Origin of the sequence: Pelagibacterium halotolerans (genome assembly GCF_044811015.1) — a bacterium.
Taxonomy (GTDB): domain Bacteria; phylum Pseudomonadota; class Alphaproteobacteria; order Rhizobiales; family Devosiaceae; genus Pelagibacterium; species Pelagibacterium halotolerans_A.
Genome location: NZ_CP085243.1, coordinates 3,362,658 through 3,386,806, shown reverse-complemented (window position 1 = coordinate 3,386,806; position 24,149 = coordinate 3,362,658). Strand labels below are relative to the sequence as shown.

Annotated in this window: 20 protein-coding genes; 13 read left to right on the top strand and 7 right to left on the bottom strand. The window is 63.5% G+C overall.

Translation table 11 applies throughout. The features are described from left to right. Positions 1-31 precede the first annotated feature (31 nt). The 7 genes from LG281_RS16320 to LG281_RS16290 all read left to right on the top strand — a co-directional run bounded on the left by LG281_RS16320 (position 32) and on the right by LG281_RS16290 (position 10,261). Entirely contained in the window at positions 32-784 is a 753-nt protein-coding gene (locus LG281_RS16320; protein WP_404402551.1) for a transporter substrate-binding domain-containing protein, read from the top strand. Between the two features lie 63 nt (positions 785-847). Continuing rightward, entirely contained in the window at positions 848-1,648 is an 801-nt protein-coding gene (locus tag LG281_RS16315) for an ABC transporter permease (RefSeq protein ID WP_404402549.1), read from the top strand. 3 nt (positions 1,649-1,651) lie between these two features. Next, complete coding sequence (locus LG281_RS16310; protein WP_404402547.1) at positions 1,652-2,410, top strand: ABC transporter permease; 759 nt, start codon at positions 1,652-1,654, stop codon at positions 2,408-2,410. 2 nt (positions 2,411-2,412) lie between these two features. Further along, a complete protein-coding gene (locus LG281_RS16305) occupies positions 2,413-3,552 on the top strand; it encodes a succinylglutamate desuccinylase/aspartoacylase family protein (RefSeq protein ID WP_404402545.1) in 1,140 nt (379 codons plus the stop codon). Positions 3,553-3,620: 68 nt separating this feature from the next. After that, positions 3,621-6,959, top strand: a complete 3,339-nt coding sequence (locus tag LG281_RS16300; RefSeq protein ID WP_404402543.1) for a DUF2126 domain-containing protein — start codon at positions 3,621-3,623, stop codon at positions 6,957-6,959. Further along, complete coding sequence (locus tag LG281_RS16295; RefSeq protein WP_404402541.1) at positions 6,960-9,371, top strand: circularly permuted type 2 ATP-grasp protein; 2,412 nt, start codon at positions 6,960-6,962, stop codon at positions 9,369-9,371. Between the two features lie 11 nt (positions 9,372-9,382). Beyond that, the gene (locus LG281_RS16290; protein ID WP_404402539.1) at positions 9,383-10,261 is read left to right on the top strand and encodes a transglutaminase N-terminal domain-containing protein; all 879 of its coding nucleotides are present in this window, start codon (positions 9,383-9,385) and stop codon (positions 10,259-10,261) included. A 125-nt stretch (positions 10,262-10,386) separates the two neighbouring features. Here LG281_RS16290 and LG281_RS16285 read toward each other — a convergent pair whose 3' ends face one another. The 6 genes from LG281_RS16285 to metH all read right to left on the bottom strand — a co-directional run bounded on the left by LG281_RS16285 (position 10,387) and on the right by metH (position 18,335). Next, positions 10,387-11,139 (bottom strand): ABC transporter permease, encoded by a 753-nt coding sequence (locus LG281_RS16285; RefSeq protein WP_404402537.1) that lies wholly within the window; start codon positions 11,137-11,139, stop codon positions 10,387-10,389. Further along, positions 11,136-12,071, bottom strand: coding sequence for an ABC transporter ATP-binding protein (locus LG281_RS16280; protein WP_404402535.1), 936 nt, complete (start codon positions 12,069-12,071; stop codon positions 11,136-11,138). Before LG281_RS16280 ends, LG281_RS16285 begins: the two co-directional genes overlap by 4 nt. Beyond that, complete coding sequence (locus LG281_RS16275) at positions 12,068-13,261, bottom strand: ABC transporter permease (protein ID WP_404406800.1); 1,194 nt, start codon at positions 13,259-13,261, stop codon at positions 12,068-12,070. Before LG281_RS16275 ends, LG281_RS16280 begins: the two co-directional genes overlap by 4 nt. Before the next feature lie 97 nt (positions 13,262-13,358). After that, positions 13,359-14,222, bottom strand: coding sequence for an ABC transporter substrate-binding protein (locus LG281_RS16270; RefSeq protein WP_404406798.1), 864 nt, complete (start codon positions 14,220-14,222; stop codon positions 13,359-13,361). A gap of 156 nt (positions 14,223-14,378) precedes the next feature. Then, complete coding sequence (locus LG281_RS16265; RefSeq protein ID WP_404402533.1) at positions 14,379-14,591, bottom strand: hypothetical protein; 213 nt, start codon at positions 14,589-14,591, stop codon at positions 14,379-14,381. Positions 14,592-14,609: 18 nt separating this feature from the next. Continuing rightward, entirely contained in the window at positions 14,610-18,335 is a 3,726-nt protein-coding gene (gene metH / locus LG281_RS16260; protein WP_404402531.1) for a methionine synthase, read from the bottom strand. A 272-nt stretch (positions 18,336-18,607) separates the two neighbouring features. Here metH and LG281_RS16255 point away from each other — a divergent pair, with 272 nt between their 5' ends. The 5 genes from LG281_RS16255 to LG281_RS16235 all read left to right on the top strand — a co-directional run bounded on the left by LG281_RS16255 (position 18,608) and on the right by LG281_RS16235 (position 21,727). Continuing rightward, positions 18,608-18,961 (top strand): YciI family protein, encoded by a 354-nt coding sequence (locus LG281_RS16255; protein WP_404402529.1) that lies wholly within the window; start codon positions 18,608-18,610, stop codon positions 18,959-18,961. A gap of 3 nt (positions 18,962-18,964) precedes the next feature. Continuing rightward, positions 18,965-20,218, top strand: coding sequence for an RNA polymerase sigma factor (locus LG281_RS16250; RefSeq protein WP_404402527.1), 1,254 nt, complete (start codon positions 18,965-18,967; stop codon positions 20,216-20,218). A 79-nt stretch (positions 20,219-20,297) separates the two neighbouring features. Beyond that, positions 20,298-20,675: a VOC family protein gene (locus tag LG281_RS16245; RefSeq protein WP_404402525.1), complete on the top strand. Its 378-nt coding sequence runs from the start codon at positions 20,298-20,300 to the stop codon at positions 20,673-20,675. 51 nt (positions 20,676-20,726) lie between these two features. Next, positions 20,727-21,068: a TfoX/Sxy family protein gene (locus LG281_RS16240; RefSeq protein WP_404402523.1), complete on the top strand. Its 342-nt coding sequence runs from the start codon at positions 20,727-20,729 to the stop codon at positions 21,066-21,068. Between the two features lie 2 nt (positions 21,069-21,070). Next, a complete protein-coding gene (locus tag LG281_RS16235) occupies positions 21,071-21,727 on the top strand; it encodes a DUF2461 domain-containing protein (protein WP_404402521.1) in 657 nt (218 codons plus the stop codon). Here the strand turns inward: LG281_RS16235 and LG281_RS16230 are convergent. Further along, entirely contained in the window at positions 21,724-23,160 is a 1,437-nt protein-coding gene (locus tag LG281_RS16230) for a PLP-dependent aminotransferase family protein (protein ID WP_404402519.1), read from the bottom strand. The two genes, LG281_RS16235 and LG281_RS16230, sit on opposite strands and share 4 nt — an antisense overlap. A gap of 84 nt (positions 23,161-23,244) precedes the next feature. On the opposite strand from LG281_RS16230, the gene LG281_RS16225 reads away from it, so the two are divergent. After that, a complete protein-coding gene (locus LG281_RS16225; protein ID WP_404402517.1) occupies positions 23,245-23,901 on the top strand; it encodes a pyridoxamine 5'-phosphate oxidase family protein in 657 nt (218 codons plus the stop codon). Positions 23,902-24,149 lie beyond the last annotated feature (248 nt).

Sequence of the window (24,149 nt, the reverse complement as noted above, 5' to 3'; positions counted from 1 at the left end):
CACCAAAAGTGCTTACCAAAGGGAGCAAAAAATGAAGAAGGTGATCATCGCCGCTGCCGCCCTGGCAGCGCTCACAACTGCCGTATCGGCGCAGGAAACCGTCCGCATCGGCACCGAAGGCGCCTATGCGCCCTGGAACTTCGTCAATGACGATGGCGAACTCGCCGGGTTCGAACTCGATCTTGGCGCGGCCATCTGCGAAGAGGCCGGCCTCACGTGCGAGTTCGTCCAGAACGAATGGGATTCGATCATCCCCAACTTGCTGGCGGGCAACTACGACGTGATCATGGCTGGCATGTCGATCACGCCCGAGCGTGACGAGACGATCGACTTCACCCAGGACTATTTCCCGCCCGACCCGTCCAATTTCGCCGCTCCGGCCGGCATGACCTATGACTTCGAGAATCTTTCGGGGCTGCGCATCGGTGTTCAGGGCAACACCATTCAGGCCGCCTATGCCGAGGAGAACTTCGGCGCTGACAACACGATCGTCGCATTCTCGACCTTCGATCAGTCGGTCGCCGACCTTGCGGCGGGCAATGTCGACGTGGTCCTCGCCGACGGCTCCTCGCTCGACCCGGTCATTGCCAATTCGAGCGGCGCGCTTGAATTCATCGGCCCCGACATCCTGATCGGCGGTGGCGTGGGCGCCGGCCTGCGCGAGGACGACGACGACCTCGAAGCGAGCTTCAACGCTGCGCTCGACGCGCTCAAGGCGGACGGAACGGTCGATGCGCTCATCGCCGAGTGGTTCGACGGCCAGGGTCCGTACTACAGCGAGTAAAGACCAAACAGACGCCCCGGAGAACCAAGCTCCGGGGCGTCATCGACCGACAGGCCGTTTTGTATGGGTGAAGACCTCGCCTTCTGGCTTGCCTATCTGACCAATGGCAAGCACCTCGCCTTTTATGCGAGCTTCCGGTTCACCATTCTCGCCGCCGTCTTCGGCGCGCTCCTGGCGCTCGTCTTCGGGCTTTTAGGCGCGATGGCCCGCAATTCGCGCTTCGCCCCGTTGCGCTGGCTCGGCGCCATATACACCCTGATGGTCCGGGGCATCCCTGACGTGCTCTTTTTCCTGTTCTTCCCGCTGGCCTTCGAGCAGGCGGTCGAATGGACATGGGCGCTGTCGGCTTGCCCTGCCGACGCTCGCACGGGGACCGGCTGGCCGCCCTGCGCGGCGGCGAACTGGTTCCTCTCGACGACCGAATACCTGATCCTCGCCTGCGTCTCGCTGGGCATCATCTTCGGAGCGTTTACCGCCAACGTCATCCATGGCGCCATGCGCGCGGTCCCGCGCGGCCAGCTCGAAGCAGCGCGCGCCTATGGGATGAGCGATTTCCAGGTCCTGACGCGCATCCATATCCGCCAGATGTGGATCTACGCGCTGCCGGGGCTTTCGAACGTCTGGCTGCTGCTGATCAAGGCGACCTCGCTGCTCTCGCTTCTGCAGATCAACGACATCGTCTGGTGGGCAGGACAATTGGGCTCGCCCAATTTCCTGCCGCAGGCCGGGCTTGTGCACGGGGACTGGCGATGGGCGTATTACACACTGCTTTTCGTCTTCTACATCCTCGTAACGCTCGCCTCCGAGCAGGTCTTCAGACGCCTCACCGCCTGGGCGCGGCGCGGCATGCCGCTGGAGGCTTGAGCGATGGGTTTGCTTGAAGCCGTCTGGACGGACATCCAGCTCCTCGCCTATCCGGCGCTCTTCAACATCTATTTCGCTGCGTCCTCGCTGCCGATCGGCTTCGGGCTCGCGGTGCTTCTCGCGCTGGGCAAGAACTCCAAAAACCCGATCGTCTCACGCCTCTCTTCGGCCTATATCTATGCCTTCCGGGGCTCGCCGCTCTTCATCCAGTTCTTTATGTTCTATTCGATCATGCTGGCGCTCAACCCCATCTGGTGGCGCCCCATGGGGATCGCATGGTTCGCTATGAGCCCGCTCTTTATCGGTCCGCTGGCGCTGGTGATGAACACCACCGCCTATACCGCCGAAATTTTCTATGGCGCGCTACGAACCGTCCCCAAGGGCGAACTCGAAGCCGCGCGGGCCTTCGGAATGTCGCGCGTGCAAGTGTTCCGCACGGTGACCTGGCCCAACATGATCCGCCTCGCCTGGCCCGCCTATACCAACGAGGTGACCTTCCTCTTCCACGCCACAGCGCTCGTCTATTTCACGCTTCCGGTGATCGGCAATCAGAAAGACATCATGAACAAGGCGACCGAACTGTTTGAGCGCGATTTCAACGTATTCCTGCACTTCTCGGTCGCCGGGCTCTATTTCCTCGTCATCACCATGGCGATCTTTTTCGTCTTCGGCCTTGTCTACGAACGCATGATGCGGCACATGCCGAAAGAGCAATATGCCGGCCGGCCGCGGCTGCGATTCGGCCCCAAATACTTCCGGTAAACATGGCTTTCGAACGCTTCGCTCACCGTATCCCGCACGATGCCCCCGGCACCGTTACAGACCTTGTCTTCTTCCGCGCCGGACCCGCCGATGCGAAGAAAAAGGTCTATCTTCAGGCCGCACTGCACGCGGACGAGCAGCCGGGCATCATGGTGATCCATCACCTCCTGCCGCTCTTGCAGAAGGCGGACGCGGATGGCGCGCTCAACGCGCGCTTCGTCATCTTCCCCATGGTCAATCCGCTGGGCATGGACCAGATCCATTTCCAGGTCCATGGTGGGCGCTATGACGACCGCTCGGGCACCAATTTCAACCGCAAATGGCCGGATCTCTACAAAGAAACCGGCAAGCGCATCGCGCCCAAGCTGACCGACGATGCGGAGGAGAACGTCCGGATCATCCGTGAGACGGTAAAGTCCTGGCTCGACAGCCTCGACCCGGGCCCGGCGCTGCATAAGTTGCGGCACTTCGTGATGACCGAAGCGTATGACGCGGATTATGTGCTCGACCTGCACTGCGACAACGAGGCGCTCAACCATATGTTCGTCACGCCGGATTCCATGGCCGAGCTGACGGAACTCGCCGACTGGATGGGTTCGGCGGCGCAACTGACCGCCGAGGACTCCGGCGGAGGGTCGTTTGACGAGGTCTGGCCCTCACTCTGGACGCGGCTGCGCGCGGCCCACCCGGATAAGCCCATACCGTTTTCGGCAGTGGCGGCGACGCTCGAATATCGCGGCAGCGCCGACGTCTTCGACGATCTGGGCCAACGGGATGCGGAAAATCTCGTTGGCTTTTTCCAGTCCAAAGGCCTGATCGCCGGCACGCCTGCCCGCACGCCGGAGAAGGCGCCAGAGCCGACGCCGCTCAACGCGACCCAGATCGTCCGCGCAACCCGACCCGGTCTCCTCGCCTATCGCGTTGCGCTCGGCGACACGGTGGAAAAGGGCCAACCCATTGCGGACCTGATCGCACTCGACGGCCCCGACGCCTTCACCGCCCGCACACCGATCCTCGCGGGCACGTCGGGCCGCGTGCTCTCGCGCAAACTCACCAAATACGTCGTGCCGGGAGATTCCGTCGCCAAGATCGTGGGCACCGAACCGCTCGACGAGCGCGGAGAGTATCTGCTCGAAGACTGATTGCCACCGCTTGCGCTTTCCCGCTATCGTTCCTCTTGCGAGGCGTGGATAGGTTCGGGAGTACAACGATGGCGATCAAGGCCGCGATCTATCATCTCACGCATTACAAATACGACCGTCCGGTCACCCTCGGCCCCCAGATCATCCGCCTCCAGCCTGCCCCGCATTCCCGCACCAAGGTGCTGAGCCACGCGCTCAAGGTGGCGCCGGACAAGCACTTCGCGAACATCCAGCAGGACCCCTACGGGAATTTCCAGGCGCGCTACGTCTTCCCCGAGCCGGTGACCGAGCTCAAGATCGAAGTTGACCTTGTCGCCGACATGACGGTCTACAACCCGTTCGACTTCTTCGTCGAACCGGAGGCCGAGACCTGGCCGTTCGCCTATCCCGAAGCGCTTGCACCGGACCTCGAGATCTACCGCAAACCCGATCCGGTTGTGGGCCCACGCTTCAAAGATTTCCTCGCCTCCATCGACCGGACGCCCAAGAACACCGTCAATTTCGTCGTCGATCTCAACGCAGGGCTGCAGCGTGAGATCGGCTATATCGTGCGCATGGAGCCGGGCGTCCAGACGCCCGAAGAAACGCTGGAACGCGCCAAAGGCTCGTGCCGGGATACCGGCTGGCTGCTCGTCGAAACGCTGCGGCACCTCGGCTTCGCGGCGCGGTTCGTTTCGGGTTACCTCATTCAGCTCAAGCCGGACCTCAAGGCGCTCGATGGCCCGTCCGGCACCGATCACGATTTCACCGACCTGCACGCCTGGGCCGAGGTCTACCTGCCCGGCGCAGGCTGGGTGGGCCTCGATCCGACATCGGGATTGCTGACCGGCGAGAGCCATATTCCACTCGCGGCCACCCCGCATTATGCCAACGCCGCGCCGATCTCGGGGATGGCGAGTTTCGCCAATGTCGACTTCGCCTTCGACATGCAGGTCACCCGGATCGCCGAGCACCCACGCATCACCAAGCCCTTTTCCGAGGAAAGCTGGCAGGCGCTCGATGCGTTGGGGCAGCAGGTGGACGAAACGCTTGAAGAGATGGATGTCCGGCTCACCATGGGCGGCGAGCCGACCTTCGTTTCGATCGACGATTTCGAAGGCGGCGAATGGAATGCCGATGCCGTGGGGCCGACCAAACGGCAGAAAGCCGACGTCCTGATCAAGCGCCTGCAGCAGCGCTTCGCGCCGGGCGGACTGCTCCACTATGGGCAGGGCAAATGGTATCCTGGTGAAACCCTGCCGCGCTGGACCTTCTCGCTCTATTGGCGCAAGGACGGCGAGCCGGTCTGGAAGAACCCGGACCTGATCGCCCCCGAGACCGGCACCGAAAATCCCGAGCCCGAAAAGGCCGAAGCCTTTATCACCGAAATGGCGCATGCGCTCGGGCTCGACGGTTCAACCATCGCGGCGGCCTATGAGGATCCCGCCGACTGGGTGCTGAAGGAAGGAAAGCTGCCCGAGAACGTCGATCCGTCGAACCCGGAACTCAAGGACCCTGAAGAGCGCCTGAGGATGGTACAGGTGTTCGCGCGCGGGCTGACGGAACCGACGGGCTATGTGCTCCCCATCCAGCGGTGGAATGCGCCCGCGCAAAAATCGCGCTGGCTCACCGAAGTCTGGAAGACCCGGCGGGGCAAGCTCTTTCTCGCGGCGGGGGATTCGCCCGTGGGCTATCGCCTGCCGCTCGGATCGTTGCCCTACGTCCCCGCGACGCAGTTTCCACATGTCATTCCCGAGGATCCAGCGGTCCCGCGCGAGGCCCTGCCGCCGCGTGAACTGATGCTGCCCAATCCCGATGCCCGCGACCTGCCCGAGGCGCGCTTTTCCGCTGACGAAACCATCGCGCAGACGCGGATCGAGCAGGTCATTTCCGACATCGAGGGCAAGGTGCGCACCGCACTGACCGTCGAGCCGCGTAATGGCCGGCTGACGGTCTTTCTGCCGCCCACCGAGCGGCTCGAGGATTATCTCGAACTTGTCGCCGCCGCCGAAGCGGCCGCCGAAAAGCTCGGCCTGCCGGTGCATATCGAAGGCTATGCGCCGCCTCACGATCCGCGATTGAACGTCATCCGCGTCGCGCCCGATCCGGGTGTCATCGAGGTCAACATCCATCCCTCCGCCAACTGGGAAGAAACCAAGGCGACCACCGAAGCGGTCTACGAGGAAGCCCGGCTCGCCCGGCTGGGCGCCGACAAGTTCATGATCGACGGCAAGCATACGGGCACGGGTGGCGGCAATCACGTGGTTGTCGGCGGCGCGACGCCCAATGACAGTCCGTTCCTCAGGCGCCCCGATCTCCTGAAATCCCTTGTCCTCCACTGGCAGCGCCACCCCTCGCTCTCCTACCTCTTCTCAGGCCTTTTCATCGGCCCCACGAGCCAGGCCCCGCGCATCGACGAGGCGCGGCACGATAGTCTCTACGAGCTCGAAATCGCGCTCGCACAAATCCCCATGCCCCACGAAGGGAATGCACCTCTGCCCTGGCTCGTCGACCGGCTGTTCCGCAACCTCCTCGTCGATGTGACCGGCAACACCCACCGCGCGGAAATCTGCATCGACAAGCTGTTTTCCCCCGACGGCCCAACCGGCCGACTCGGACTCGTCGAGTTCCGCGGCTTTGAAATGCCGCCCAATGCGCGCATGAGCCTCGCCCAACAACTCCTCATCCGCGCCCTTATCGCGCGCTTCTGGAAAACCCCGGTCACGGGCAAGTTCACCCGCTGGGGCACGACGCTCCACGACCGGTTCATGTTGCCTCATTACGTCTGGGCGGATTTTCTCGACGTGCTCGACGATTTGCGCGCCCAAGGCTTCGACCTCAAACCCGAATGGTTCGCAGCCCAACTCGAATTCCGCTTCCCGTTCTGCGGCGAGATCGACGTTGAGGGCCATACGCTCGAGATCCGTCAAGCGCTCGAACCTTGGCACGTCATGGGCGAAACCGGCGCCATCGGCGGCACCGTGCGCTATGTCGATTCTTCGGTCGAACGGCTGCAGGCCAAGCTCACGGGCCCCAACCCGGACCGCTACACGGTGGCGTGCAACCGCCGTCCCCTGCCACTCACACAGACCGAGACGCAAGGCACTTCGGTTGCCGGCATACGCTACAAAGCCTGGCAGTCTACGTCGGGCCTGCATCCCGCCCTGCCCGCGAACGCACCGCTGACATTCGATGTTTACGACACCTGGACCCGCCGCGCCGTCGGTGGCTGCGTCTATCACGTCGCCCACCCGGCGGGCCGGAATTACGAGACCTTTCCTGTGAACGCCAACGAGGCCGAAGCAAGACGGCTTGCGCGCTTTGTTCCTGCCGGACATAGTGCGGGCGCATACGATTTGCCGGACGAAGCGCCCGCGCCCGAGTTTCCTCTGACGCTGGACCTGAGGCGGCCTCACCAGTGGCAGTAGATGATCCGAACGCCAGCCTCCTCGCGCAAGAGGGCACGCAAGATGCCTGACCTGATCGCGAGCTATCGCCCGATCTCCGGCGTGCCCGACGAAATGGTCGCGGCCGACGGCACGGTCATGCCGGGCTGGCTGGACCTGATGCATACGCTTGACCGGCTGGGCGCCGACGAACTCACCGCCCGCTTCCAGCGCGCCGACCAATATCTGCGCGATGCCGGCGTCTTCTACCGCATGTATGAGGGTTCCGAACAGGGCGAGCGCGAGTGGCCGCTCGCACATATCCCGCTCCTGATCGCCGACAGCGAATGGCAGCAGATTGCGGCGGGGCTGACCCAGCGCGCCGATCTGCTCGAAACCGTTATCGCCGACATTTATGGCAATAACGATCTGATCGAAGAGGGTCTGCTGCCGCCTGAACTTGTCGCGCAGAACCCCGCCTTCCTCCGGCCCATGGTCGGCGTCACGCCAGCCTCGGGCTATCACCTTCATTTCTGCGCCTTCGAACTGGGCCGTGGTCCGGATGGCCGCTGGTGGGTTCTGGGCGACCGAACGCAGGCTCCTTCAGGCGCCGGCTTTGCGCTCGAAAACCGCGTCGCGACCACGCGCGCGCTTTCGGACGTCTACGGTTCCTTGCACGTCCGGCGCCTCGCCGGTTTCTTCCGCGATTTCCGCAACAATCTGGCGCGCCTTTCCGGCGACGGATCGGGCCGGATCGGCATCCTGACGCCCGGCCCCTTGAACGAAACCTATTTCGAGCACGCCTATATCGCACGCTATCTCGGCTTCCTGCTCGTGCAGGGGGAAGACCTCGTCGTCGTGGATGGCGAGGTGATGGTGCGCACGGTCTCGGGCCTCAAACCGGTATCCGTCCTCTGGCGCCGCCTCGACGGCGAGTTTACCGACCCGCTGGAGCTGCGGCAGGACAGCCGGATCGGCACACCCGGCATGGCCGAAGCGGTCCGGCGCGGCACGATCAATTTCGTCAATGCGCTGGGCGCCGGCATTCTCGAAACCCGCGCGCTCGGGGCGTTCCTGCCCGCAATTGCCCAGGCGCGGCTCGGCACGGACCTGCTGCTGCCCAACATCGCGACCTGGTGGTGCGGCGGGCCGGAAGCCCGCAACTATGTCCGCGAGCATCTGGGCGATATGCTGGTCGGCCCGGCTTTCTCGACACTCCTCTCCATCGACGACGAGGGTGGAACGCAGGCGGCGGCCAGCATGGATCCCGCTGGACAAAGGGCGCTCCTCGACAAGATCGAAGCCAATCCCAAGGCCTTCGCCGCTCAGGAGGCCGTGACGCTCTCGACAGCGCCGGTCTATATCGGCGGCCGGCTCGAACCCCGCCCGGTGACGCTGCGGGTCTACGCCGCGCGCACGGAAACCGGCTGGTCGATCATGCCCGGCGGCTTCGCCAGGGTGGGCTATTCGCTCGATACCGCGGCCATCGCCATGCAACGCGGCGGGCAGGCCGCCGACGTCTGGGTGGTGAGCGAAACCCCCGTCGAGCAAGTATCGCTGCTTGCCGGGGCCAATACCACTGTCGAGCGCAGCCCGTCGGGCAGCCTTCCCTCGCGCGCGGGCGACAACCTGATCTGGCTAGGACGTTATGCCGAGCGCTGCGAGGCGATGGTGCGGATCCTGCGCGCCTACCATTTGCGGCTTGCCGAGACCGGATCGGAAACCCATCCGCTTTTGGTGGCAACCACCGAATACCTCGACGCGCTCGGGCTCGACGCCGCCGAGCCCGTGCCGCAAGGCTTGCTCTCGACCTTCGACGGCGCCGTACGCTCGGCGAGCCAGATCCGCGACCGGTTCTCGCCCGACGGCTGGCTGGCGCTGACCGACCTGCAAAAGACCGCACGCCGCTTTGCGAAAACCGTAAAGCCCGGCGACGACGCCACGCGGGCGATGACCGTGTTGCTGCGCAAGCTCGCGGGTTTTTCCGGCCTGGTGCACGAAAACATGTACCGGTTCGCCGGCTGGCGCTTTCTCGAAATCGGCCGCCGCCTCGAGCGCGGCATCCAGATCGCCGACGCGACAGCCTGGTTCGGCCGCGACGACGCGCCGGACGGGGCCATCGACATGCTGCTCGAGATCGGCGACAGCGTCATGACCCACCGGCGGCGCTACGGCTATAGCCTCGGCGGGCTCGGCGCGATCGAATTGCTCATCACCGACCCGCTCAACCCGCGTTCTGTGATCTTCCAGATCAGCGAGTTGCTCGAACAGCTCAAGGCGCTCCCTCACGGCGTCGTCGAAGGGCAGCTTTCGCAAACCGCCAAGCTGGCGCTCAAGCTCCACACCGAGCTTGCGGTGATCGATAGCGCAGAGGTGACCCCGGAACGCCTCATCGCGGTTGCGAACGGGCTCGCGCAAGTCTCCGATTCCATCGCGCAAGCCTATTTCGGTTGAGGCAAGACGATATGCTCTACGACGTCAAGCTGACCCTCGATTATCAGTACGATGCGCCGGTCTCCGGCGGGCGGCACCATGTGCGCGTTTTCCCGCGCACGCTGCCGGGTATCCAGCGCGTCATCGCCTCTTCGCTCAAGGTGACGCCATCGCCCTCCGAGCATACCGAGTTCACCGATTTCTTCGGCACCCGTGTCACCGCGCTCGCTTACCGCGCTGCGCATGACGATCTCGAGATCACCATGACCGCACGCGTCGATGTCGAGCGGACGGATGACGACATCGACCTCACGCCGGATCTGGGAACGCTCAATTCGGACATCGCGCAATGCCGGCATATGGGTGCAACCTCACCCCATCATTTCCTGGCCGCGAGCCCGCGAATTGCTCTGGAGCCCAGCGTCACCGCATACGCGCGGCAGAGCCTCCACACGGCGCGCACCGTGCGCGAGATCGCCATGGACCTCTGCCTGCGCATCCATGCCGATTTCGCCTATGATGACAACGCGACCAGGGTCGATACCGCGCTTTCCGAAGCGTTCGAGTTGCGCCGGGGCGTGTGCCAGGACTTCGCGCATATCATGATCGCGGGACTGCGCGGATTGGGCGTTCCCGCAGGTTACGTCTCGGGCTTCTTGCGCACCATTCCGCCCAAGGGCCGGCCCAGGCTCGAGGGCGCGGACGCCATGCACGCGTGGGTGGCCGTCTGGTGCGGACGCGAGGCCGGCTGGATCGAGTTCGACCCCACCAACGCCATGCGCGCAGGTCAGGACCACATCGTCATCGGCTATGGCCGGGACTATGCCGATGTGAGCCCCATCGTCGGCGTATTGCGCAGCGCCGGTGGACACGAGACCTCCCAGGCCGTGGACGTTCTGGAAGTCGCTTAGAGCGCCATCTGTTCCCGCCGCGCGTCCCTCTCCACCCCGTCATCACCCGATTTATTCGGGTGATCCAGCAGCGCGCGGATGACGGGACAGGAAGTGCCAAGGATTCGGCTGTGTCGAAAAGCGCTCTATGCCGCACCCGGCACGCTCTGCCCCATCCGCCGTGCGGCGACTTTTTCAATCGCGACGAACCCGTCATAGATCAGCACCGCGAGCGCGCCGACGACGAGTCCGCCTTGCAGCACGAACGCCGTGTTGTTGGACAAGAGCCCCGCGATAATCACCTCGCCCAGCGTCTTCGCCGCGACCGTCGAACCGATGGTGGCAGTCGAAAGCGAAATGACGACGGAAAGCCGTATCCCAGCGAGAATGACCGGAAAAGCCAGCGGCAACTCGACCCGCACGAGCCGCTGCAGCCCCGTCATCCCGCTTCCGCGCGCCGCCTCGCGGACCGAAGGCGAAAGGCTTTCGAGCCCCGTCAGCGCGTTCTCGAAAATCGGCAGAAGGCCATAGAGGAAGAGCGCGACAAGCGTCGGCCCGGCGCCAAAGCCCATTGCCGGGACCGCCAGCGCGAGGACGGCAACCGGCGGGAAGGTTTGCCCGATATTGGCGAGCGAGCGCGAGAGCGGCAGGAATTCCGCGCCCAGCGGCCGCGTCACCAGAATGGCCAGCCCGACCGCGAGGACGGTCGCCGCCAATGTCGCCGCACCGACAAGCGCGAGATGGCTGATCGTCAGGTCGAGGATTGCGCTTTGGGTATAGATCGGCGGCGCATCGAACTGCGTGAGCGGCGCAAAAACCGGCGCGAACGTTTCCGGCGCCATGATGAACGTGACCAGAAGCGCCAGAACGACGAGCCGGATAACGAGCGCCCACCTCATTGCGGCGCCGCCGCTTGGTCGTCGAGCGCCGCGCGCGTGACCCTGCCGATCACTGCGCCATCCCGCGTTACGGGCAACGCATCGCGCCGCGTCCAGAGGAGCAGCGCATAGGCTTCGCGCAACGAGGCTGTATCCGCGATCGGCTCGCCCTCGGCCGCGCCCGGTTCGACGAGCTTGCCGACCTTGGTGAGCGAGAGCATACGGAACGCGCGCTCGCCGCTCGCCAGGAGCGCCTCAACGAAATCTGTGGCAGGTTCGGCGATGATATCTTGCGGCCGCGCGTACTGGAGCAGCTTACCCTCATCCATCACCGCGATCCGGTTCCCCAACTTGATCGCTTCATCCATGTCGTGCGTGACGAGCACGATGGTGGTCCCCAATCGGCGCTGGATGTCGAGAAGATCGTCCTGCGCCTTGGCGCGGATGATCGGATCGAGCGCGCCGAAAGGTTCGTCCATCAGAAGCAGCGACGGCCCGGCCGCCAACGCGCGTGCAACACCCACGCGCTGCTTCTGTCCGCCCGAGAGTTCGTGCGGCATACGGTCCCGGAAATGCGCGGGATCGAGCTGGAAGAGTTCGAGCAGCTCGTCGACCCGCGCCGAGATCCGCTGCTTGTCCCAGCCGAGCAGCTTGGGCACCGTGCCGATATTGCGCGCGACCGTATGATGCGGAAACAGCCCGTGCCCCTGAATGGCGTAGCCAATATGGCGGCGCAACTCGTAAGGCGCGACCTCGCGATTGTCACGGCCCTCTATCCTCACGGTGCCCGAGGTTGGCTCGACCAGCCGGTTGATCATGCGCAGAAGGGTCGTCTTGCCAGACCCCGAGGTGCCGACGACAGCGGCAACTTCCCCCGCTTCGATTGAAAGCGAAACGCTATCCACGACGGTCGTGGCGTCATAGACCTTGGTGAGACCTTCAATCTCGATCATCTTTGCGCTCCTGTCCCATTGGGACGGCTCAACTCGACGCCCGCATCGAGGATGATGGCAGCCGCGAACGCCATCGCGACCGCCGGGATGGCCCCGAGCAGAACGAGGTCCATCGCCGTTTGGCTGATGCCCTGAAAAACGAATGTGCCGAGCCCGCCACCGCCGATCAGTCCGGCAATCACGGTGAGCCCGATATTCTGGACGAGCACGATACGGATACCGGTGAGGATGACCGGGAACGCCAGCGGCATTTCGATCCGCACCATGCGCTGCAGATCCGTCATCCCCATGCCGCGCGCCGCGTCGTTGGGTTCGCGCGGAACCGTATCGAGCCCCACCACGGTGTTCGAGACCACCGGCAACAGCGAATAGGCAAAGAGCGCCAGAAAGGCCGGCGCCACACCGATGCCGCCAATCCCGAGCTCCGCCGCGCCGGGGATATGCGCCCCCACCCAGGCCATTGGTGCGATCAAAAGCCCGAACATGGCCATCGAAGGGATCGTCTGAACGATGTTAAGAACGTTGAGGATCGCTGCGCGGACGGGCGGAACGCGGTAGCACGCGATCCCCAGCGGAATGCCGACAAGCGCGGCAGTGGCCATCGAACCCAGCGCGAGCAACAAGTGCACCTCGACCTGCTGCCAGAAGCTGTCGGCGCGGCCGGCATATTCCTTGAGAATGGACAAGTCGTTCCAAAGCCCGGAATAAAGAATCGCCGCGAGCGCCAGCCCGACAGCGATCAGCGCAAGGACACGCGGCAACGGCCCAAGCTTGAGCCGCGCCACGCTGTCGGTAACCGAAAGCGCGAACGCGAAAATAAGGATCCAGAACCCGCCACCGGGAGAAACACGCGCGAATCTATCCTGCTCAGGGGTGAGATGGGACGCCGAAAACCCCACCACCACCGCAAGCAATGCCAGAACCGCGATACCCGTGGCGAGCCGAAGCACGCGCGGCGTCCGCACCAGCGTCACCACGACGCCCGCAAGGATGACCGCGAGCGTCGCTCCCCAGAGAACCGACGGCAATGCCTGCCAAAGCATCAACGGATCGCCCAGAACGATCCGGTTAGCTCGGAAAATCATGAAAGGTTGGAAAAACAGCCCGGCAAGCGCGATGAGCGTCGTAACGACACCGAGCTTGTCGAGCGTGATCATCGAAACGGGAAACCGTCCGGCGTGTCCGGTCATAAGGCTCATGGCTGAGACGTCCCCGAATCGATCAAATGCGCTGAGCCTAGGGCCTGTTAAAGCTTATGCTCAAGTAAGATCGTACCGATCCGGACCCTTAGAGGAACCCGTTGGAGGTGAGGTAATCCTCCGCTACCACACCGGCAGGCTCGCCTCCGACCTGCACGCGACCGTTGAGCTCCTGCAGCGTTTCAAGCGAGAGGGACTCGAAAACCGGTGCGAGAATTTCTTCGATGGCAGGGTATTCGCTAAGCACTTCTTCGCGGATGATCGGCGCGGGCAGATAAACCGGCTGTACGCCCTTGTCGTCTTCCATCACGACCAAGCCGGACGGCGCAATACCGCCGTCGGTGCCGTAGACCATGGCCGCGTTGGCACCAGAGGTCTGCCGTGCCGCGGCCGCAATCGTCGCCGCGGTGTCGCCGCCGGAAAGCGTGATGAGCTGATCGGACGCAAGCTCGAACCCATATGCGTCCTGGAACGCGGGAAGTGCCGCCGGCGAGGTCACGAACTCGCTCGACGCCGCAAGGATGATCTCCCCGCCGCCTGCAATGTATTCGCCGAAATCCGAGAGCGTTTCGAGTCCGTTTTCCTCAGCGACTTCCGAGCGCACGGCAATCGCCCATGTGTTGTTGGCCGGTGCAGGTGTCAGCCAGACGATGTTGTTGGCCTCGTAATCGAGTTCGGCCGCGCGCTCATAACCGGCGTTCGCATCGTTCCAGATCGGCTCGTCGGCCTGATTGAAAAAGAACGCGGCATTCCCGGTATATTCGGGATAGATGTCGATCTGCCCCGAGGTGATTGCCTCGCGCACGATGGGTGTCCCGCCAAGCTGTATGCGGTCCTCGACGGGAATCTCGTTGGCCTCGAGCATCTGATAGATGATGTTGCCGAGGACCCCGCCCTCGGTATCGATCTTCGAGGATACCACGACCTGCCCGAAGCTCGCCGTCGCCGTCATCCCCACAAGCGCCGCGGCGCCCAGAACTGCAATCGTGGAACGCATGATGTTTCTCCCAGTTCAAGTCATTGCGTTCCTCACAGCCTACAGATTGCAGCGCGAATGGCTACCCCAAAAAGAACAAAAAGTGATCAAAGCTGGAATGGACCAGCGCCTTTACCGCTTCCGCCGGCTTTGCTCTTCCTCATAGGTTATCGCTTTGGCGCTCGCGGTCAGGTCGACAAAGGCCAAAGCCAGGCCCAGCGCACCGAAAGCGGCAACAATACCAATAACAATCCAAACAGAATCAGCAGGCACTTCACGGCTCCTTTTTATAGGTTCGCCGTGATTGTCGCTGCGCCGGGCCACCAAGTCTTTGATCCAAATCAATGACTTGGCTTCCGTTTGTTACCCAGCGGCCTTTTCGTCGCCCGGCACGTAGTTGAGCACGGGCCCCAGCCACCGCTCAACCTCCGCGACGGCCATACCCTTGCGCCGGGCATAATCCTCGACCTGGTCCCGCTCGACCTTCGCGACGCCGAAATAATAGCTCTCGGGATGCGCGAAGTAGAGCCCGGAGACCGACGAGCCCGGCCACATGGCGTAGCTCTCGGTAAGCTTGACGCCGATCTTCTCCTCGGCTTCGAGCAGCGCGAAGAGCGTCGTCTTTTCGGTATGATCCGGCTGGGCGGGGTAGCCGGGCGCGGGACGGATCCCCTTATAGGGTTCCGCGATCAACTCGTCGGGAGCGAAGGTTTCGTCCGCAGCATAGCCCCAGAGTTCCTTGCGCACCTTCTCGTGCATCCTCTCGGCCAGCGCCTCAGCGAACCGGTCGGCCAATGCCTTAACGAGGATTGAGGAATAGTTGTCGTTCTCCTCGTCGAACCTGTCGGCGATTTCGATCTCCTCGAACCCGGCGGTGACGCAGAAGCCTCCGACGTAATCGGGCGTGCCCTCCGGCGCCATGAAGTCCGCAAGCGCAATATTGGGCTTGTCGCCGGACTTCGTCAGCTGCTGGCGCAGGGTAAAGAACCGCGCCAGCTCCGCGCTCCGGTCCTCGCCGGTAAAGAGCTTCACGTCATCCCCGTCGCGATTGGCCGGCCAGAACCCGACGACCGCCTTGGGGGTGAACCATTTTTCGGCAATGATTCGATCGAGCATCGCCTTGGCATCGGCGAAAAGCTGCCGCGCGGCCTCGCCCTGTTTTTCGTCTTCGAGAATCTTCGGATAAACACCCTTGAACTCCCAGGCCTGGAAGAACGGCGTCCAGTCGATATAGTGCGCCAACTCGCCAAGGTCCCAGTCGTCGAACACCCTGGTGCCGAGGAAGGACGGCGCCTTGGGCGCGTACGACGAAAAATCGGCCTTGAACGCATTCGCGCGCGCGACCGAAAGCGGCATGCGCGTCTTGTCGGCCTCGGACTTCCGGTGCTTGGCCGCGACCCCTTCATATTCCTGCGCAATCGTCTTGACGTAGTCGTTCGCCGCCTCTTTCGAGAGGAGCTTGGAAACGACGTTCACCGCCAGCGACGCATCCTTGACGTGGATCGTCGCACCTCGCGAATATTTCGGGTGGATCTTCACCGCCGTATGAACGCGGCTCGTCGTCGCCCCGCCGATCAGGAGCGGAATGTCGAAGCCTTCGCGCTCCATTTCGGCCGCCACGTGCACCATCTCATCGAGCGAGGGCGTGATGAGCCCGGAAAGCCCGATCACGTCGACGTTCTGCTCGCGCGCGGTCTCCAAAATCTTCTGGGTCGGCACCATGACGCCCAGATCGATGATCTCGTAATTGTTGCACGCCAAAACGACGCCCACGATGTTCTTGCCGATATCGTGCACGTCGCCCTTGACCGTGGCCATTAGCACCTTGCCGGCGCTGCGCTGCTTGCCGTCGGCCTCCTGCTCCATGAAAGGCAAAAGATAGGCCACCGCCTGCTTCATCACGCGCGCGGATTTCACCACCTGCGGCAGAAACATCTTGCCTGCCCCGAAGAGCTCACCGACGATGTTCATCCCGTCCATCAGTGGGCCTTCGATCACATGCAGCGGCTTTTCGGCCTGCTGGCGCGCCTCTTCGGTATCCTCTTCGATATATTCGGTGATGCCGTTGACGAGCGCGTGCGAAATCCGTTCGTTGACCGGTTTTTCGCGCCAGGAAAGGTCTTTCGCCTTGGCTTCGCGCGTCTGCCCCTTATAGCGCTCGGCGAGGTCCAGCATCCGCTCGGTCGCATCGGACCGGCGGTTGAGAACGACATCCTCGCACGCCTCGCGCAATTCGGGGTCGATGGATTCGTAGACCGCGAGTTGCCCGGCATTGACGATGCCCATATCCATCCCCGCCTTGATGGCGTGGTAGAGGAACACCGCATGCATCGCCTCGCGCACGGTCTCGTTGCCGCGGAACGAGAAGGAGAGGTTCGAGACACCGCCCGAAACATGCACATAGGGCAGCGTTTCGGTGATCTCGCGGGTCGCTTCGATGAAGTCGACACCGTAATTGTCGTGCTCCTCGATGCCCGTGGCGACAGCGAAGATGTTGGGATCGAAAATGATGTCCTCGGGCGGAAACCCGACCTCATCGACGAGAATGCGATAGGCCCGCGTACAGATCTCGACCTTGCGCTCCTTGGTATCGGCCTGCCCGGTCTCGTCGAACGCCATGACCACGACCGCCGCGCCATAGAGCTTGCACAGCCGCGCCTGCTCGCGGAACTTCTCCTCGCCCTCCTTCATGGAGATCGAATTGACGATCGCCTTGCCCTGGATGCATTTGAGCCCGGCTTCGATCACCTCCCATTTCGAGGAGTCGACCATGACCGGTACCTTGGCGATGTCGGGTTCGGACGCGATCAAATTGAGGTATTCGACCATCACCTTTTCGGAGTCGATCAGGCCCTCGTCCATATTGATGTCGATGACCTGCGCGCCGTTCTCGACCTGCGCGAGCGCCACTTCGAGCGCCGTCGTATAATCGCCAGCCGTGATCAGCTTGCGGAACTTCGCAGAGCCGGTGACGTTCGTCCGCTCGCCCACATTGACGAAGGGAATGTCGTCGGTGAGCGTGAACGGCTCGAGCCCGGAAAGCCGCAGGCGCGGTTCGGGCTTGGGCGGCACGCGCGGGGGATATATCGACACCGCCTCGGCAATCGCCGCGATATGGTCGGGCGTCGTGCCGCAGCATCCACCGACCACGTTCAGCAAACCCTCTTGCGCAAAGCCCTCGATCTGGCGGGCCATGAACTCCGGGCTCTCGTCGTATTCCCCGAATTCGTTGGGCAGCCCGGCATTGGGATAGGTGCAGATGAGCGCATCTGCGATCTCCGAAATCTCGGAAACATGCGCCCGCATCGCATTGGCCCCGAGCGCACAGTTGAGCCCGAAGGTGAAGGGCCTGGCGTGCTTTAGCGAATACCAGAATGCCGTCGGCGTCTGCCCCGAAAGCGTACGCCCCGAAAGGTCGGTGATCGTCCCCGAGATCATCAGCGGCAGACGGATACCGCGCTTATGGAACACCTCCTCGGCCGCAAAGACCGCCGCTTTGGCGTTGAGCGTATCGAAGATCGTCTCGATGAGCAGAAGGTCCGACCCACCATCGATCAGCCCCTCGATCTGCTCGGCATAGGCGATGCGGAGTTGGTCGAAGGTCACCGCGCGGAAGCCCGGATTGTTGACGTCGGGCGAAATCGAAGCCGTCCGGTTGGTCGGTCCCACCGCACCGGCGACATAGCGCCGCCGCCCATCCGCCGCCTCGGCGCGGATCGCTGCCTTACGCGCGGCTTGGGCACCCGCGACGTTGATCTCATAGGCAAGCGCCTCGGCGGCATAGTCGGCCTGCGCGATGGTCGTGCCCGAAAACGTGTTGGTTTCGAGAATATCCGCCCCCGCCATCGCGTAGGCAAAATGGATATCCTCGATGGCCTTGGCCTGGGTGATGCAGAGGAGGTCGTTATTGCCCTGGAGCGGCTTGTCCCAATCCTGGAACCTGTCGCCCCGGAAATCCTCTTCGCCCAGCTTGAGCCGCTGGATCATCGTCCCCATGGCGCCATCGAGCATCAGGATGCGCTCCGAAGCGGCCTTCTGGAGGCTCGCAAGGATCTCCTCGTACTCCTGCGCCGTACGCGTGTCTGCCATGGTTCTCTCTCCGAAAAATCCGTCCGCGCATTGCATACCCTACCGAAGGTTAAGCTCCGGCTATGCGCGATCCGCATGAGCGCCCTATTTAGGTGATCATCAGGCCGGCACAAAGACATAAAGAAATCTTTATGTCAACAAACGCGCTGACTTGCCGCTGGCGGCGGCCTTCTACGATGTTATGCTCGCTGGCTCGCGAGCGCCGCGCGCAAGAGTGTCCGTTTTCCCCTGCGCGAAACGTCCTTGCAAAGGTGGAGCCAGGAAGGAGAGACATGCTTTACGCCATAATGATTTTCGGTGCCGAAGGCGTCGTCGAGCGGCTGCCCGAGGCCGAGCGCGACGCCATTCTCGACGTCCACAGCACGCTTCAGGCGGACCTCGAAGCGAAAGGCATGTATCGCGGCGCTATCCAGCTCATGCCGCCCTCGACAGCGATGACCGTTGCCGACAGGGGCGCGGGCACCATGCTGCTCGACGGCCCCTTCGCCGAATCCAAGGAGCAGTTCCTCGGCTTTTACCTCGTCGAATGCGAAACCATGGACGATGCTCTCGATGCCGCCAAGGCCCTGCCCCAGGGCATTGCCTTTATGGAAGTCCGTCCGGTCAAATGGTCCGGCGGGCTCTGATCCATGCACCCGCGAGGTATCACAGCCGCGATTTTCACTGACTGCCGGCCACAGGCCCTCGCCGCGCTCATGCGGAGCTTCCGCGATCTCGACCTGGCCGAAGACCTCTATCAGGACGCATGCCTCAAGGCCGCCGAGCGCTGGGAACACGACGGCCAGCCCGCCGATCCGTTGGCCTGGCTCATCCGCGTGGCGCGCAATGCGGGCATCGACCGGCACCGCCGAACCCGCCGCATAGCGCCCGTCAGCGCCGAAGACGCGCTTGACGCACAAAAGCCCGACGGTCACCACGAAGCCGAGATGGCCGAAGCCATCGACCGCGCGCAATATCGCGACGACGTGCTGCAACTGATGTTCATGTGCTGCCACGCGGACCTCAGGCCGCATGAACAGCTTGCCCTCGCGCTCAAGGTGGTCGCGGGCTTCTCGCTCGAGGAAATCGCCCGCGCCTTCGTTGTGACGCCCGACACCATGCAGCGCCGCATCTCGCGGGCCAAGCGCAAGGCCGCCGCGGTCGCGGCACGGCTCGAACCGCCTTCGCGCACCGAACGCGCCGCGCGCCTCGACGCCGTCCAGACCATGATCTACCTCATGTTCAACGAAGGCTATGCCGCCAGTGGCGGCGAGGACCACATCCGCCGGACGCTCTGCGACGAGGCCATACGCCTCGCGCGGCTGCTTCTGCGCCTTTTCCCCGCGCAGGGCGAATTGATGGGCCTTTTGGCGCTTTGCCTCCTCCAGCACGCCCGTACGCCGGCGCGTATCGGCCCGGACGGCAGGCTCGTCATGCTCGAGGATCAGGACCGGTCGCTTTGGAACGCGATCATGATCGCCGAGGGCCGTGCGCTGGTTGAAAAGGCGCTGCGGAAGGGCAAGCCCGGCCCATTGCAGGTGCAGGCCGCCATTGCCGCGGTCCATTGCAAAGCTGCGCGTGCGGAAGACACCGACTGGCGCGAGATCGACGCGCTTTACGCCGCCCTCACGCTCATTGCCCCGAGCGCAATCGTTGCGCTCAACCACGCCGTAGCGCGGGCCAAAGTCGATGGCCCCGCCGCTGGGCTCGCCATGCTCGACCCCGTGGCCGAGGACCTCGCGAAATACCGTCCGTACCACGCGGTCAGGGCCGGATTGCTCGAACAGGCGGGGGATTTTTCCGGCGCCATTGCCGCGTGCGGCGCTGCGCTTGCGCTATCGCCAACCCGCCCTGAAAAGGCATATCTCGAAGACAAGATCGCGACGTTGCGCGCCTTGATCTGACCCTGTGTCCGTTTCCCGGCCGGTTCTGCGTCCTTGGCCACATGCGGGACGACAGCGCCCGCGCAACAAGGAGACGACCATGACACACGACCCGATGAAAACCCACGGCGCGCCGAGCTGGCTCGAACATTCGGGCTCCGACCCAGCCGCTGCCCGCAAGTTCTACGAGGACACGCTGGGCTGGACCGTCAACGACATGCCGATGCAGGACGGTTCGTCCTACAACGCCATTGTCGTCGGCGAAGCTCCGGTCGGCGGCTTCTCGCCGATGCCGGGCAACAATGGCTGGACCGTATACGTCACCGTCGACGACGTCGATGCACGGCTCGAAAAGGCGCACGCCGCCGGTGCCAAGATCGCTTCGGACGCGACAACCGTCCCCGGCGTCGGCCGCATGGCGACGATCACCGACCCGTTCGGCGCCCGGCTTTCGCTGATCGATTATTCGAAAGCGTGAGATATCTGCCGCCGCATCCAGGATGCGGCGGCACACTCCTGGAGAATTCTCATGGCCTATGACGAAGACCTCACCGCCCGCTTCCGCGACAAGATCGATGGCCTTGCCGGCATTTCGGAAAAACGCATGATGGGCGGCATCTGCTTTTTCCTCAACGGCCACATGATCGGCGGCGCGGACAAGGCAAAAACCGGCGAACGGCGCTTCATGTTCCGTGTTGGCAAGGACAATGAACAGGCCGCCGAGGCGCTTCCCGGCGGTGAGGCTCTAATCCAGGGCGGACGGAAAATGACCGGGTTTTATTTCGTCGACGCGGATGGGCTTTCCGACGCAATATTCACCCAATGGCTCTCGCTCGCCATCGAGAATGCCCTGTCCCTTCCGGAGAAATGACGATGCTGTCCGAACAAACCCGCGCCTTCCTCGCCGACCTCAAGGCGAACAACAACCGCGAGTGGTTCGAGGCCAACAAGGAACGCTATCGCACGGCACTCAAAGAGCCCGCAGAGCATTTCGCTCAAGCAATGGCGCTGGCACTGGAAGCCGCCACGGGCATGCCGCAAACGCCGCGCATCTTCCGCATCTACCGCGATGTCCGCTTTTCGAAAGACAAGACACCCTATAACGCGCACCTGCATATCGGTTTCCGCCCCAGCCCCTCCAGCCCCGACATGCCCGCCTGGATGCTTGGTCTCGAACCGGACCGGTTGGTTGTCGGCACGGGGTTGTTCGCCTTCTCCCCCGATGGGCTGACGCGCTGGCGCGAAGCCGTGTCCGGGCCCGAAGGCAACGATCTTGCGTCCGTGCTTTCTGCCCTGATCAAGGACGGTATCCGCATCAATGATCCCGAGCTCAAGCGCGTGCCCGCGCCCTACCCGGCGGACCATCCGAATGCCGATCTCCTGCGCCGCAAAAGCCTCGCGGTCTGGATCGACTGCCGGGATCCCGCGCTTGCCTATGGCGAAACCGGACCCGATGCCTGCACCCGCGAATTGCTGCGGCTTAAGCCCGTCTTCGACTGGCTGGCGGATTTTGCGGATGCCGACGACTAAAACGCAGTCGAAAGCGTGCGTGCGAATCTCTGTGCAATATCCGGCGTCGCTTCGGCGAACCCGACGATCAGCCCCGACCGGGGTTTGCCGATGCAGTAACCGGAAAGCGCAGGCGTATTGAACCCCGTCGCCTGCATGCGTTGCGATACGGCCTCGTCATCTACCGGGCCCCGGAACGATATAACCGTCTGAACACCGCCCATGGGCATGTCGGCTTCGATCCGGTCACCCAAGACCGTTCGGAGCGTATCGATCAAGAGGCGCCCGCGCGCCTCGTATATCCGCGTTATACGCCGCAAATGCGTCGTCAGGGCCCCGCTCTCGATGAATTCGGCAAGCGCCGCCTGCGCATGGATATTGACGCGCAATCCCATATCGCGCTGCACCTGCGAGAAGGCGGGAACGAGCGGTTCGGGCACGACCATATAGGCCAGCCGCAGCCCCGGCAGCAGGCTCTTGGAGGCGGTTCCGAGATAGATGACTTCCGCACCCGCGCTGATCCCCTGCATCGCCGCAATCGTCCGGCCGCGCCAGAGGAAGGCGCTGTCGTAATCGTCCTCGAGGATGACAGCGCCGCTTGTGCGCGCCCGCTCAAGCAGTGCCATGCGCCGAGTGAGCGGCATGCGGGTACCGGTGGGGAACTGGTGCGAAGGCGTCACGTAGATAAGCCGTGCATTGACGTCTCCAGCGCTGTCCGGATCGGCGCCGTCGGCATCGACTTCGAGTGCCCTCACCTCCAATTGTGTCTGGGCAAACGCGATGCGTGCGCCCCAATAACCCGGAGACTCGACAAGCGCCGTATCGCCCGGATCGGCGAGACACAGCCCCGCAAGCGTAAGTGAAGCCTGCGTCGAGGGCACGATGAGCAACTGCTCCGGCTTGGCCACAACGCCGCGCCAGCGCTCGAGATGACCGGCAAGCGCCACCTGCAGCCGTTCCAGCCCGGTGACGTTGGCGTACATCGCCTCCGCGCCATACTGCCGCCGCGCCACCCGCCGCAGGCAGCGCGCCCATTCGTCGGCGGGGAAGAGGTCTTCGACCGGCGCTCCGGGTTCGAGCAGCCCGACATCCAGCATCCGATGCCGTCGCTGCTTGGCAAGGTGCTCCCCACGCGTGGAAAGGTGCGGCGGCTGCACCCGCAGCGCAGCGCGTCCCCGCTCCAGCTCTGGGCCCGTTCCAATACGCGGTGCGGCGCCTTGCCGGACCGAAATGATCCCGTCCGCGCGCAACAACTCATACGCCGCGTTGACGGTATTGCGCGAAACACCCAACTCCCGCGCAAGCGTGCGCGAACTGGGCAATGCACGCTCCGGTGGAATGCGCCCCGCCCGCACCGCATCGCCCACGGCGTGATAGATCTGCTCGGGCAGTGCTCCACCATTCCGGTCGAACGCAATAAGGTCGGCGACAAACTGGTTCTTTGAAATTTCCATCTACTGGCCCTTCAATGAGGCCAGTTTAAAGCGCTAACTGGTCCGCGATCAAGGCTATATTATTTTCACCTGAAAGAACCAGTTATGAACGCCCACACACCTCCCGACTACGCCCGGGCGCGCCAGCCCCGCCGCGCGCATTACGACGCGGAGACGGTCAACGCCATTCTGGACACCGGCCTTGTCGGCCATGTGGGCTTCATCGCCGACGGCCGGCCCATGGTGATGCCCATGGCCTACGCCCGGCACGGCGACACGATCTATCTGCACGGCGCCTCAAAAACCCGCATCGTCGCCATGCACAAGGACGGCGAGCCGATCACCATGACCGTGACCCATCTCGACGGCATCGTCGCCGCGCGGTCGGGCATGCATCACTCGATGAATTACCGCTCCGCCGTCGTGCATGGCCACACCCGGCTCGTGACCGATATCGATGAATCCGAACTGGCGCTCAAGCTCATCACCGAGCACCTTCTGCCCGGCCGCTGGGCCGAAGTGCGCCCGATGCTGCCCAAGGAGCGCAAGGCTACCGGTGTCCTTGCGCTCGAAATCGAGGCAACGTCCGCCAAGATCCGGCAAGGCCCACCTGTCGATGACGAGGAGGATCATGCGTTACCGATCTGGGCGGGGGTCATTCCCATCGTCACCGGATTGGGACGCCCTGTCGGCGACGGGCTGTATCCAGGAGAGCTGCCGCCGCCGCCGTCAGCGGCGCTGGCCCGGGAGAAATTTGCGTAGCGCGGCAGCAATTCTAATTGGGCGGTATTTGCTCGATGGCGCGCACCTGATGGTCCCGCACAGTGGATTTGACGGGTTCATACGGTGATCGTAGCGGAGGGGCCGACCACACGCACGGTTCCCCTTCTCCCCTTGAGGGAGAAGGTGGGCCTCGCGAAGGGGTGCGCGCCTGCGAAAACGCATAGACTCTGCGCTGTTCGCAACGCCGCAGGCACCCCTCATCCGACCGCTTCGCGGCCACCTTCTCC

What these genes read in the sequence shown, in the direction of transcription:
- LG281_RS16320 (WP_404402551.1), top strand. Translation starts at nt 32, where the DNA reads ATGAAGAAGGTGATCATCGCCGCTGCCGCCCTGGCAGCGCTCACAACT.
- LG281_RS16315 (WP_404402549.1), top strand. Translation starts at nt 848, where the DNA reads ATGGGTGAAGACCTCGCCTTCTGGCTTGCCTATCTGACCAATGGCAAG.
- LG281_RS16310 (WP_404402547.1), top strand. Translation starts at nt 1,652, where the DNA reads ATGGGTTTGCTTGAAGCCGTCTGGACGGACATCCAGCTCCTCGCCTAT.
- LG281_RS16305 (WP_404402545.1), top strand. Translation starts at nt 2,413, where the DNA reads ATGGCTTTCGAACGCTTCGCTCACCGTATCCCGCACGATGCCCCCGGC.
- LG281_RS16300 (WP_404402543.1), top strand. Translation starts at nt 3,621, where the DNA reads ATGGCGATCAAGGCCGCGATCTATCATCTCACGCATTACAAATACGAC.
- LG281_RS16295 (WP_404402541.1), top strand. Translation starts at nt 6,960, where the DNA reads ATGATCCGAACGCCAGCCTCCTCGCGCAAGAGGGCACGCAAGATGCCT.
- LG281_RS16290 (WP_404402539.1), top strand. Translation starts at nt 9,383, where the DNA reads ATGCTCTACGACGTCAAGCTGACCCTCGATTATCAGTACGATGCGCCG.
- LG281_RS16285 (WP_404402537.1), bottom strand. Translation starts at nt 11,139, where the DNA reads ATGAGGTGGGCGCTCGTTATCCGGCTCGTCGTTCTGGCGCTTCTGGTC.
- LG281_RS16280 (WP_404402535.1), bottom strand. Translation starts at nt 12,071, where the DNA reads ATGATCGAGATTGAAGGTCTCACCAAGGTCTATGACGCCACGACCGTC.
- LG281_RS16275 (WP_404406800.1), bottom strand. Translation starts at nt 13,261, where the DNA reads ATGACCGGACACGCCGGACGGTTTCCCGTTTCGATGATCACGCTCGAC.
- LG281_RS16270 (WP_404406798.1), bottom strand. Translation starts at nt 14,222, where the DNA reads ATGACGGCGACGGCGAGCTTCGGGCAGGTCGTGGTATCCTCGAAGATC.
- metH (WP_404402531.1), bottom strand. Translation starts at nt 18,335, where the DNA reads ATGGCAGACACGCGTACGGCGCAGGAGTACGAGGAGATCCTTGCGAGC.
- LG281_RS16255 (WP_404402529.1), top strand. Translation starts at nt 18,608, where the DNA reads ATGCTTTACGCCATAATGATTTTCGGTGCCGAAGGCGTCGTCGAGCGG.
- LG281_RS16250 (WP_404402527.1), top strand. Translation starts at nt 18,965, where the DNA reads ATGCACCCGCGAGGTATCACAGCCGCGATTTTCACTGACTGCCGGCCA.
- LG281_RS16245 (WP_404402525.1), top strand. Translation starts at nt 20,298, where the DNA reads ATGACACACGACCCGATGAAAACCCACGGCGCGCCGAGCTGGCTCGAA.
- LG281_RS16240 (WP_404402523.1), top strand. Translation starts at nt 20,727, where the DNA reads ATGGCCTATGACGAAGACCTCACCGCCCGCTTCCGCGACAAGATCGAT.
- LG281_RS16235 (WP_404402521.1), top strand. Translation starts at nt 21,071, where the DNA reads ATGCTGTCCGAACAAACCCGCGCCTTCCTCGCCGACCTCAAGGCGAAC.
- LG281_RS16230 (WP_404402519.1), bottom strand. Translation starts at nt 23,160, where the DNA reads ATGGAAATTTCAAAGAACCAGTTTGTCGCCGACCTTATTGCGTTCGAC.
- LG281_RS16225 (WP_404402517.1), top strand. Translation starts at nt 23,245, where the DNA reads ATGAACGCCCACACACCTCCCGACTACGCCCGGGCGCGCCAGCCCCGC.